Source organism: Paeniglutamicibacter cryotolerans (assembly GCF_014190875.1).
Classification (GTDB): Bacteria; Actinomycetota; Actinomycetes; order Actinomycetales; family Micrococcaceae; genus Paeniglutamicibacter; species Paeniglutamicibacter cryotolerans.
In genome coordinates this window covers 1-10,463 of sequence record NZ_JACHVS010000003.1, presented here as the reverse complement: position 1 = coordinate 10,463, position 10,463 = coordinate 1, and the positions used below count along the sequence as shown (strand labels likewise).

Below are 10,463 nucleotides of genomic sequence, written 5' to 3'. Positions count from 1 at the left end.
CTATTGAGCCCGGCCATCACCCGCTTGAGCGTGGTGTAGGTGGGATAGCCGTGCTGATTCACCACCTGCTGGCAGGCTGCCTCCAACCGGGTTCGGTTCCGCTTGCCCAAACCCATCAGGATGTTCTGGCAATCCAGATATGCCTGGGCCTCGATGGCGGCACGATCAAGAAGCATCTCAATCACCTCCACCGTTGCCGGCCCGAAACCACGTGCCCTCTCTAGGAACCAGTTTCTGGACCATAACCCCGCCACGTCACGGTGCTGCGCCGGAACATGCTCGGGCAGGGTCGAATACTGGCCTTTGCGTCCGTGCTTGCGCGGATGCTCGCAAAGCACCGATTCCCCATCGAAGATGGTGACCTTCAGGCTGGTGAGCCGGACCTTCAGGATCCGACCGGCCAAGGTGTAGGGTGCCGAATAATGCTGGTAATCGGCGCTCACGTGGTAGTTGCGTCCGACCTTCAGCTGCTTCCATTCCACCGAGTCGAACTGTTCCGCCGGCAACGGCTGGAGCAAGTCAGCTTCCTCCTGGGTGAACCGTTCGTAACGGGTCGATCCATCCACCCGCCGGATCTTCTCGTTGATCTCCACCACCCGTTCCTCGATGGCGGCATTCAGCTCGTCCAGGGTCAACCAGAGTTCTTCGGCCAGGTAGCCGATGACCCGCTTGTTGACCACGTTGACCGCCGATTCCGCTGCAGCCTTATCTCTAGGGTGATTCGATCTGGCCGGGACGACCGCGGTGCCATAGTGGTCCGCCAGTCGCCGGTAACTGGCGTTGACGATTCTGGTGCCATCGCCCTGGCTGTGTCGGTTCGTTGCCGTGGCAGCGTTATCAGGCACCACGATTTGGCTGGACCCGCCAAAGGCCTCGAACGCCTTTACGTGCGCACTGTTCCACGCTGGCTGCTTCATATCGGTGAACCCACGGCAGAACACCATGCCCGAATACGGCAGCACCGCCACGAATAGGTACGCTTTGGTGACTTGCCCGGTCAGCGCATCCTGCAGCGCCAAGGTGTCTCCGGCCCAGTCCACCAGCATCGCCCGTCCCGGTTCGTGGTGCAGCGTCGCGACCACCTCGTGGGTTGCCGCGTAGTCGTTGAACAATTGGCAGAACTGCGTGTATCCGTATTTCTTCCCCGGAACACCGATGAGCTGGAGGTAGCGGTGCCAGGCCTGCTGCAACGTGTAGTGCCGGTTGGATTTCATCGATCTGACGATCCCGGGGAAATCTGGTTGAGCGAACCCGGCCGAGACGTTCTTCCTGCCATCGGGAAACAGCCGCTCCAGCTGCTCCCGGTTCATTCCCGCAGCCTGGGCTGCGGTGATCGAGTGGGCGTGGACGGTCTTCTTCACCAGGGAAATCTCCCGGCGTGAACATCCCACCGTCTCGACAATTTCACTGTAACTTCTGTGTTCGAGCACCAACGCCATGATCGCGCCGTAATCAGCCATGAAAGGACCTCTCCGTCGAAGCCGGCAGCACCCGATGTGCCGTCGGCTTCTTCAGCGGACCATGTTTCATTCCGGAGCGGTACCACCTAGCCGAAATGAACGGTACCGGGTGCCCGGACTGACCGTACCATCAGGCCGTGCTCGCCATGTGCAGAAGAGCTCCTCTCAAACTTCAGAGATTACGCGTCCAATGCTCCCTACGGCGGCGGCAGATACCGTGACAGCGATGATCCCACTGGTCCTTGGAAGAAGCTTCCCAAAGCTCAAGCTCGTGCTTACGATGCCGAGGCCGGGGCCGCCATAGAACGTATGTTGGAAAACAGCAATCAATTGAGGAAGCTAAACGTTAATCTCTCAGTATTTGCACCTGTCGATCTCGCCGAGAGTTTCCAAGCTATTCCAAATCGAGTAACAGAACTCTTTGCGGCTCTAGCCGATGAGGGAATCCATCGGGGGAACTTAGCCCATGAAGCTCATGAAGATATGGAACGCCTCTTCAGCGCGGCGCTGCAACGAGCTAGGGAACTTGCAGAGGTTAAATTCAAGACAAATCCAGAAACCAAAAACAAGCATCAGGATTAAAAGATCTCAAGTCACCACTTGGTTTCACCGCGTTGTGCCCACCATGGGTTCCCTTTGTGTACGTGAAATTGGAAGATGTGCAAAAAGCTAAAGGTAGTCTCGGGCTAATTATCAATTGCAACAGATGAGATACAGATGCCCGATCTAAACAGGAAACCACCGACTGCTGTCCGTCGGGCGCTGAGGCGCGAAGTCGGATTTGGATGCCCGGTGGAAGGATGCGGTATCCCGTATCTGGAGTATCACCATTTTGACCCCGAGTGGCACGTCGAGAAGCATCACCGCCCAGACGGCATGATCGCACTCTGCAGCACGCATCACGCAAAAGCGGACGCTTGGACAGTAGAGCAATGTAGGGAACTGAAACAGAATCCCCACACCGCAGAAGTTAGTGGACGTTTTGAATGGATGCGGCGTGAAGTCGTCGCGATAGTTGGCGGAAATTACTATCACGAAACCCCGAAAATGGTTGTTTTTCGCGACCAACCGATCATCTGGTTCGAACGAGATGAGCGCGGATATCTACTACTCAGCATAAGAATGCTTAGTACCTCAGGGCAGCCACGCACGAATCTGATAGCCAATGATTGGGAGATCTTAGGTGAACCGATTGAAGTCGATAGCCCACCCAATGGGAGTTTCCTTCAGGTGAAATATACCAATGGTGACGAGGTCGGGATCCGATTCAAAAAATGGGAGTCAGCCGAAAAACTTAGGGAGATTCATCCCAGAATATTGGTTCTAGGGGATCAAATAACGTTCCCGCTGGTGACCGCTGAAGTGAATCTGGCCGTAGGCGGAACGGATATCCGATTCAGTTCCAAGAAGAGCGATCTTGGAGGTATGCAGATGCAGGGGAACGTTATGAGCCGCTGTGGAGTTGGTTTAGCTTTCGGGTAGAAACTAATACCGGGCAAATCTGTCCTGATTCCTATCCTTCATGAGATGCCATTCAATACTTAAACACCAAGTGGTGGAGCCAGCTTGCGCCAGCCCCACCACAATACCGTTGTTACACGGCAGGTCTCCCGGGATTAGCCCTTGGAGAAAATTTCCCAGATGAAGCGTCCTAGGTTGGCCAAAAGGCTACCTAGTCCTAGGTACTCAGCAGTACCGAACTTCTTTTTCTCGGAATTTTTTTGACGTTTGGAAGTATTTTCCATTTAGCCCCTCCTATGAGGTAGGGCCGCGCCAGTCCTGCCTTCCGCCCCCATAGAAAACATAAAAATCTATTTGCACAGGGTGAGCCAAACGGGTAGTGTCAGTGTTGTCTTAACACCTGGAATTGCACTCCAGGACCGCGTCGACCTAGTTGTTGACCGCACGAATCGGACCCGCTCTAACGGGTCCTTTTCGCTTTAACAAACCAAGTCGGTTCAGCGGCCTATCCTCCGGAATTGTGTTCAGGGCTCACATCGCACAATTTCTTCGAATAAGCCCTCAGTCTAGCGAATAAAGAGCATTCTCACTGAAACGCGAACAACGCTCTTTATCGTTCGTATCCGGTATCGCGTCCAGGCTGCGGAGGTGTGTATGGGCGGGCCACAGGCACGATCCCCTGAGGTGGTCTGCGGTGCGTAGGTGGATGCAACGAATCATGTTCGCGCACCCTTCGAAGCCGTGCCTGATGTTCTTCCAGCTGACGCTGTTCGACCTTTTTTACAGCCAGACGCGGACCTAGAGCTGTCGCCTTACCCCTAGCCTCTTCACGCTCGGCGCTCACCGCTATTTTCGGTCCCTCGCGCCGCCGTGGAGCCTGCTGCAAACCATGTTCTAGTTCTAGCTTCGTGCAGGCGCTTTGCGCCGCTCGTCGATCGTTCCGTCCATGCCAGACGTCTCCTACGTCACTGACACGGGAAACGACCAGGTGCACGTGGTCGTGCCCGTGGCGCACCATCACCCACGGATGATCCGCGAAGCCCATGTCTTCGGCGAACGATTGACCCATGTCCGCCCATGTTGCATCGGATAGCGTGCGGTCCTGGGCGGTGTTGCGCAGGGACGCGTGCCAGACGGGGTTCTTGATCTCCGGACGCGTGTGTATCGCCTTGCGCAGCTCCCCCGCCCACTTGCTCGGGTCAAGGTGCCCTTCCATGCCAACATTCGAGGCGATCACGATGCCGCCGGATTGTTTGACCCCGCCGACCTCGTAGACGTGTTCGTTGGCTTTGCCTGGTCCGTGCAGGTAGGCACCGATATCCCCGGGATTGTTTCCACGGGTGATTTTCGCGATCACGGCAACTCACCGCGCACCCGGGCCAGTTCCTCGCGGGCCGCCTGCACCGCTTCCAACAACTCGGCACTGCCCGGTGTGTGGCCGGAGTTCACCGCGCGCACCAACTGGTTCAGGTTCGATCCCACCCGTCCCAGATCCGCACGCAGCCGCGCGACCTCGGAACCGTTGTTTTGGGGTTGTCCCTGCTCGAGCTGCGCGGCCACTTGTTCGCGTGCCCATGCCGACAGGCTCCGCCCCGCAGCGGCCACGGTCCAGGACTCGTGTTCCTCCTCGGTCAATGACATCGACACCCGACGCGTGCGCGGATGCTCCACCGTCGGCCGGCCACCCTTGCGCGGCTCAAACACCGGAGACCCTGCGGCTAGCGAGGCCTCGGTCTCTCGTTGAGCTTTGGCAGCTGCCCCGGCCAGAACCCACGGATTCACCGGAGCAACAGGTGCCGGTTTCTGCCGGGAAAACAACGCCATGCGAACCATCCTTTTCCGAAGACCGCCCAGCGGTCGAGAACCAGCCCTCCGCAGGAGCAAGGGGCGATGAGCCGGAACGAAAACTGTCAGCGAGGCACGAGCGGTACGACATTTTTCGTTCCGGCTAATCATACCTTGCATCTGTCCCATAGTGTCCGACGCAGGAGAACCAACGCGCTGTGGGACAGGGGGCCGGACACGGGACCGACGACCCCAAGTGAACACGCGGAGGGAGCGGGGCCGGCCCATCAACCGCAGCGAAGCGGAGGTTGATCCAGGGGGGGCACTTGCGAAGCGTGCCCCCCCCTGCGCCACCCACGAGGCTGCAGGATTTTTCACCGCAGAAAAATCGACAGACCGAAATCAATGGAACGCGTAGCAAGCCTGTTTTATAGCCGGATGATCTTCAAAAACCTTCTGGCCCCCTCCTCCCACCTATTGCTGTGTACAGAACCGAGTCTTGCCGCACACATAACAAATGAAGGGGCCACAAAGGCTCCTTGGAATGAGGAGGACGGCTCAATGAGTCAGGAACAGCACGAGAACAACCACGAATCGCATCAGCCCCCGCAGAGCGTTCCACAGGGACGCTGGGTTCGATACGGATTCAAACTGCTGTTTGCGGCGCGCGTAATCGCTTACAAAGCCATTCAGGAGGTGGTTAAGTCGGAGATCCGGGAATTGGTTCAGGTTTTTTTTGACGGTAGTTCTGGGCTTTCATGACCACAGCCAGATGACCCGAGTAAAAAGCAGCTGCACCGCCCAGTCTGGAAAGAGGGCGAATCGTCGAGAAGTCCGTGGATGTTTTCAATTCATCCCTCACACCCAAGTACAACGCCACCAGGAACCGGGGACTGAGCAAGCTATAGGTTTAGCTTGCTCAGTCAGGTCTACTTAGTAGTCCATGAGAGTGATGGCTAATTCTTCCTCGGGATCTAGCAAGGAGAGACGTTCCTCGATGGTTCCGAACATTCCCTTCATAGCGTCATGGGAATGCCTGTCTCGTTCTTCTTCCATGCGTTTTAGGACTGGTCGGACTTTGCCTGTTAATCGATCGTCGTATGCGATATTTCCGCCGTTAAACAGGTGCAGGGCTTCATCGCTTTGCCATAGATCAAAAATCGTGAATCCCAGCTCTCGATTTTCTTCGCTCCAGAGGTTTTCTCCGGAGCTGGTTTCAATGCTGACAATCCATGTCCACATGGTGGAGCATCCTGAGCTGCTCAACTTCGATTTGGGTTTTAAAGGGGAGGACTTACCAATCACCAGAACACGGTTCTTACCTTTGTGGGTTTTCACCTGGCTGTACTCGCCAACGTAGGAAGTAAGAGCGGTTTTGTCTTGGCTTTAGTTAGTTAGTGGTACCGGAACCACTAACGGACTTCGCTTCGCTCAGACTGTCTCAACTGCTGTTTCCTGACCCCAAGCACTTCGGTAAAGCTCTTGACGCAACGCACCAACCCTGGCATTCGGATGGTGGGGTCAGGAAACGATGGACCCCCCTAGTGAATCGAGGGCACACTGATGGCGCGGAAAGGATTCACTAGGGGGATCGGGAAAATTTGATTCGGACGGAGCCGGTCGAGGTTTCCTAGAACGCGCTACGGGAATTACTCGCCTGCGCCAGGACTGGGATGTGAGGGGTGAACCGGGGGAGCCGCTAACGCTCTTACCCCGTTGGATTTTCTAGCGCTCCGAGTCTGCCTTGATACGCGTTCAATCCCTCTCGGGAAATCCTTTGTTCTCACTACACCCGGGGACAAGCCGGTGGTCATTCACCCTGACTCGGCTTCGACATGCCGTGGGCGGGTAGCTCGCACTCTGCCAGGAGTCGAGATACACTCATATTGAGTTATGTAGCAAACTTCACGATAGTCGGGTACCTGCCAGGGTCCCGGCTATCGGCCTTTAACCGGCGTGTCACTCTGACTTGGTCATAGGTCGCGATATGTCCCACGTACCTTGGAACCATGGATGGACAACGCCCCGCATGGCGACTCTCGGAAGCGGTCGAACGCACCAACGCCAGCAGGTCGACCCTTCGCCGGTACCTGGAGAACGGGCGATTCCCCAACGCCTACAAGGACACCTCGGGTGCTTGGCGGTTCCCCATCGCGGATCTCCTCGCCGCAGGAGTGAGCATGCTCAAGAGCACCCCAGAGATCCCGGTGAACGCGCTCACTGAACAACCCACTGAGCAATCACTTGAACAACCCATGAGCAACCCTGACAAACGCATCATGGAACTTGAGCACCAACTGGCCCTCGAACGTGAGCGCAGTGCCGGATTGGCAAGACTTGCGGAATCTGCCCAGGCACACGCTGACAGCCTGAGAACCGCTCTGCGAATGATCGAGGGAACCAAGCCTGAGCAATCCACTGAGCAAGGTCTGAGCACGCTCACAGAGCAACCCAGTGCGCGTGCTCAAGATGAGCCCGTGAACAACCCTAAGCAAACCCCTCTAGGAAATGTTCGCCGATTGTTAACATTTGGTCGCCGCCACTGATCCTAGACCGTTGGGCGATACGCCCAAGCATGACTATGCTCCCGACTCGTGTTGTTGACTCGGGGCATATTATTTCGGTTCTAGTCCTTCAGCTCGGGATAAGTCCCATTGACCGTGGCCAGCGTTTCCATCCAACAGGTTGCGTCAATCGCCTGGTCAAGCCCAGCCAAGGCTTTGGTCACCGCAGCCGCCGAGTCTGGGTGATCCGCATTCATGCCATCCCTGGCCATGACGACGCGGCCCTCATTGCCGAGTTGCTCCAGCTGGAACCGAAGCGTCTTCAGTTGGTCGTAGATTTCCGATGCTCTCGTTGTCATGTGATGCCCCCTCGTTGGTTTGATTCAGCTTGTCATTGCTCCCCGACAGGTAGACCTGGCCACCAGACACGTTCTCTGGCCAGCTAGGAAATGCGGGCCCAGACTTCGGACTCCAGGATCTTCTTCACCGTTGCCGGATACCACCGCGCGCCACCTTGAGCCGTCGGAGTTCCGTCCTCGGTAAGCCCCTTGGCAATGGCGGTGTACGTGGCACCGTGGCGGCGTTCGGTCTTGATCCGCTTCACCACCCCAACGGGCAGCTCCGTGTGTCGGCCCAGCTTCACGCCCTCGCGCTTCCGCTGCGCCAGCCCCTCGCGGGTCCGGTCACCAATGAGGCGGCGCTCGTACTGTGCGACCGATACCTGGACGTTGGCCATGAACTCACCCTGTGAGGTGGTGGTGTCCAGCTCCATCTCGCTGAGCACCATCGCCCACCCTTCTCGCCGCGACCTACCCATGAGCCCGGCGAAGTCTTCGACGCTGCGACTGATGCGGTCGATCCGCACGGCAAGCAGGTAGTGGGCCGCGCCAGCGGTGAGCATGTCCAGCGCCTCATTCAATACCGGACGCGCCTTGCGGGACATGGATTTGCCGGAGGCCTGTTCCTGCATGACCACCGCGTTCCAGCCCCGAAATTGCGCGACCTGGCTCAATACCTGGATCTGGGCGTCCAGGCTGGCCCCCTTGCTGGCCTGTTCCTCGGTGGAGACGCGGGCGTAGACGATGGCTGTCCTGATCGGGTTCACGTTCCGAATTTATACCAAAGGGACGTTTGGTATAAATTGTGGCCATGAAGAGAACCTACGCCGTGATCGTGGCCCTTGCCGCTGCCCTTAGCCTTTCCTCGTGCTCTGCCACGCCTACGGACCAGCTAGCGGAGCTGCGCACCGCGATCAACGCGGGAAAAGAATGCCCCGAGTTGTTCCCGCTCTTGAAAGCAATCCCTAACTCCGAGGCTGCGCAAGGAGAAATGCGCAGTATCGGCTGCTACTCCTCGTCATCTAAACGAAGCGATACTGAACGATCTAAAACTGATCCAAACAGCGATTGGATCGGCGTCACCGGGGGCAAACGAGTTGAGGTTTCGAACGAATGCCTGAATGCATCCAAGCGGGCGGCAAACGAAGTGAATTCCGAAGCAGCAGAGATGCTGATCCGGCGAACGCTAGAAGCGTGCCAGGAGACGAACGAATGGTTGAGCGCGGTAGCTAAATACCCGGGCGTCATGGGCATGGTTGAAGGGTCTATTCCTTCAGTAACAGACATTGAAGTAGCTTGTATGATTCATCCGGATACTGCTGTTTGCAAGGATTTCGGAAAGCTATAGATCAATGGTTGATGAGTCGCGCACTACGGATGCTGGAGTGCGCTATCGGCTGTGCCCCGTCATCCCACCTCGTGCGCAGTGACGGGGATCCAGATACTGCCGGCTAGGAAGATTCGCGGGGCCTGCTACACGGCCCCGTCTGTGTGCCTTAGCGATCGCCGTTCTGGAAACGCTGGAAACGCGGCTAAAACCTAAATGAAAGATGGAATCCACCCCGATATGCTCCTGATCCCTGTTCCCTCAGTAGAACCTTCTTTTCCCTTCGTCGAGCTGACTTCAGAACCATCAGCACCAGTTCCCCAGATTTCTTCCCCGGTATCAAACGAAAAAGTCCTCCCACTACAAGAATTTGTACTCCAGGTGATGGATTCAAACTTCTTCTCGGCCTTCTTTGCAGTCGCCGGTGTTGTCTTAGGTGCTTGGCTCACTCATAAATACACAATGGAAAGTAGAGTCCGACAAGACAATCGAGAGCGACTCATAGCTGTCGTTATGGAAGCTCTCGAATGTGCTGGCAAATTCGGCGTGATGGTACGGTCAGTCCGGGCACCCGGTACCGTTTGTTTCAGCGACCGGGTACCGGCCAGGAACCGTCACCTCCGATTCCCGACCGGCACCCAGAGCCCCAACTCCGGTAGTGGCTTACCGGATCGCGCCGCCGCTATTCCCAATAATCGGCAACTGCCCTTTCCTGATCGGCACGTAACCGGCGCATATCCAGATCGCCCAAGGTAATCTGGCGGGCTCGACTGGAGAGCCGGTTCACGATCGAATCGGCAGCTACCTTCTCCGGCAGGGTCTCCACCCAATACTTCGGACCTGACTGACTGGCGATCACCGTCGGCAACCGCTGATCCCGATTCACCAACACGGTGAACAGGTCATTGGCTATGACCTCGTTGATGCCTACCGTGAGGAAGTCATCGATGATCAGCACCTCAACATCGCTGAGCCTGTTCAAGAGATTCTGGTGGGCAATCACGTCTCCACGGGCAACAATCAGCTCCCGGGCCAGGTCATCCATCCGGGCGTAATGCACGCTGTGTTCCGTATGGCAGGCAGCGATTCCGATCGCGCAGGCAATATAGGTCTTGCCGCCACCAGTCGGGGAAATCAGCAGCAGATTCGTCGGATCAGCCCGCCAATCATGGGTCGCATATCGTTGCATCCGCACCTGCGTGAGCTTGCGTTCGGGCAAATAATCGATCTCGGCTATCGAAGCATGTGGAAAAGGAAACCCCGCCTGGCGGATGAGCTTATCGATCCGGTTCGAGCGCCGCAGCTCCAACGCATCATCCACCGCACTGAGGAAGAGGTCCTCCGGGGTGCGCTGCTCATTGCCCTCATCGCTGATCAGTTCCTCAAACGCCAGCGCCACCTGGGTCATGCGCAACGCTCGGAACTTGTCGTGGTCCACGCTGCTGAACATGGCCCTCACCGCCCTTCACCGTAGTAATCGGCACCTCGAACAAACACCTGGAGCGGTTCATCCTCCGGGCTCGGAGGTGCTGTCTTCTTCTTCATGTCCGAGGGCACCGGGGAGGGGGCCGCAGCCTGCTGACTGTCG

Annotated in this window: 12 protein-coding genes; 5 read left to right on the top strand and 7 right to left on the bottom strand. The window is 57.1% G+C overall.

The features are described from left to right. The coding region (gene istA / locus E9229_RS18095) for an IS21 family transposase (RefSeq protein ID WP_183513168.1) at window positions 1-1,460 on the bottom strand (1,460 nt) is incomplete at its 3' end. A 309-nt stretch (window positions 1,461-1,769) separates the two neighbouring features. On the opposite strand from istA, the gene E9229_RS18090 reads away from it, so the two are divergent. Then, window positions 1,770-2,042 (top strand): hypothetical protein, encoded by a 273-nt coding sequence (locus E9229_RS18090; protein ID WP_183513167.1) that lies wholly within the window; start codon window positions 1,770-1,772, stop codon window positions 2,040-2,042. Between the two features lie 135 nt (window positions 2,043-2,177). Continuing rightward, the gene (locus E9229_RS18085) at window positions 2,178-2,942 is read left to right on the top strand and encodes an HNH endonuclease (protein ID WP_183513166.1); all 765 of its coding nucleotides are present in this window, start codon (window positions 2,178-2,180) and stop codon (window positions 2,940-2,942) included. Between the two features lie 589 nt (window positions 2,943-3,531). Here E9229_RS18085 and E9229_RS18080 read toward each other — a convergent pair. Together E9229_RS18080 and mobC are read right to left on the bottom strand one after the other, a co-directional pair. After that, complete coding sequence (locus E9229_RS18080; RefSeq protein ID WP_183513164.1) at window positions 3,532-4,278, bottom strand: relaxase/mobilization nuclease domain-containing protein; 747 nt, start codon at window positions 4,276-4,278, stop codon at window positions 3,532-3,534. Continuing rightward, the gene (mobC, locus tag E9229_RS18075; protein WP_183513163.1) at window positions 4,275-4,745 is read right to left on the bottom strand and encodes a plasmid mobilization relaxosome protein MobC; all 471 of its coding nucleotides are present in this window, start codon (window positions 4,743-4,745) and stop codon (window positions 4,275-4,277) included. Before mobC ends, E9229_RS18080 begins: the two co-directional genes overlap by 4 nt. Before the next feature lie 522 nt (window positions 4,746-5,267). Between mobC and E9229_RS18070 the strand changes: the two genes are divergently transcribed. After that, window positions 5,268-5,468 carry a hypothetical protein gene (locus E9229_RS18070; RefSeq protein ID WP_183513162.1) on the top strand — a complete coding sequence of 67 codons (201 nt, stop codon included), beginning with the start codon at window positions 5,268-5,270 and terminating at the stop codon, window positions 5,466-5,468. A gap of 171 nt (window positions 5,469-5,639) precedes the next feature. Here the strand turns inward: E9229_RS18070 and E9229_RS18065 are convergent, their stop codons facing one another. Further along, on the bottom strand, window positions 5,640-6,044 hold the full coding sequence (locus E9229_RS18065; protein ID WP_183513160.1) for a hypothetical protein: 405 nt from the start codon (window positions 6,042-6,044) through the stop codon (window positions 5,640-5,642). 842 nt (window positions 6,045-6,886) lie between these two features. Between E9229_RS18065 and E9229_RS18060 the strand changes: the two genes are divergently transcribed. Continuing rightward, window positions 6,887-7,252 carry a hypothetical protein gene (locus tag E9229_RS18060; RefSeq protein WP_183513159.1) on the top strand — a complete coding sequence of 122 codons (366 nt, stop codon included), beginning with the start codon at window positions 6,887-6,889 and terminating at the stop codon, window positions 7,250-7,252. 80 nt (window positions 7,253-7,332) lie between these two features. Here the strand turns inward: E9229_RS18060 and E9229_RS18055 are convergent, their stop codons facing one another. Together E9229_RS18055 and E9229_RS19920 are read right to left on the bottom strand one after the other, a co-directional pair. Further along, window positions 7,333-7,569 carry a hypothetical protein gene (locus E9229_RS18055; RefSeq protein WP_183513158.1) on the bottom strand — a complete coding sequence of 79 codons (237 nt, stop codon included), beginning with the start codon at window positions 7,567-7,569 and terminating at the stop codon, window positions 7,333-7,335. A gap of 83 nt (window positions 7,570-7,652) precedes the next feature. Next, the gene (locus E9229_RS19920; protein ID WP_183513157.1) at window positions 7,653-8,315 is read right to left on the bottom strand and encodes a recombinase family protein; all 663 of its coding nucleotides are present in this window, start codon (window positions 8,313-8,315) and stop codon (window positions 7,653-7,655) included. 44 nt (window positions 8,316-8,359) lie between these two features. Here E9229_RS19920 and E9229_RS18045 point away from each other — a divergent pair, with 44 nt between their 5' ends. Beyond that, window positions 8,360-8,896, top strand: a complete 537-nt coding sequence (locus tag E9229_RS18045) for a hypothetical protein (RefSeq protein WP_183513156.1) — start codon at window positions 8,360-8,362, stop codon at window positions 8,894-8,896. Between the two features lie 661 nt (window positions 8,897-9,557). Here the strand turns inward: E9229_RS18045 and E9229_RS18040 are convergent. Continuing rightward, window positions 9,558-10,325 carry an ATP-binding protein gene (locus E9229_RS18040; protein WP_183510934.1) on the bottom strand — a complete coding sequence of 256 codons (768 nt, stop codon included), beginning with the start codon at window positions 10,323-10,325 and terminating at the stop codon, window positions 9,558-9,560. Between the last annotated feature and the right edge of the window lie 138 nt (window positions 10,326-10,463).

Bases quoted from the DNA above. Each gene is read 5' to 3' on its own strand.
- E9229_RS18070 (WP_183513162.1), top strand. From the start codon at position 5,268: ATGAGTCAGGAACAGCACGAGAACAACCACGAATCGCATCAGCCCCCG.
- E9229_RS18055 (WP_183513158.1), bottom strand. From the start codon at position 7,569: ATGACAACGAGAGCATCGGAAATCTACGACCAACTGAAGACGCTTCGG.
- E9229_RS18090 (WP_183513167.1), top strand. From the start codon at position 1,770: ATGTTGGAAAACAGCAATCAATTGAGGAAGCTAAACGTTAATCTCTCA.
- E9229_RS18060 (WP_183513159.1), top strand. From the start codon at position 6,887: ATGCTCAAGAGCACCCCAGAGATCCCGGTGAACGCGCTCACTGAACAA.
- E9229_RS18045 (WP_183513156.1), top strand. From the start codon at position 8,360: ATGAAGAGAACCTACGCCGTGATCGTGGCCCTTGCCGCTGCCCTTAGC.
- mobC (WP_183513163.1), bottom strand. From the start codon at position 4,745: ATGGCGTTGTTTTCCCGGCAGAAACCGGCACCTGTTGCTCCGGTGAAT.
- E9229_RS18085 (WP_183513166.1), top strand. From the start codon at position 2,178: ATGCCCGATCTAAACAGGAAACCACCGACTGCTGTCCGTCGGGCGCTG.
- E9229_RS18040 (WP_183510934.1), bottom strand. From the start codon at position 10,325: ATGTTCAGCAGCGTGGACCACGACAAGTTCCGAGCGTTGCGCATGACC.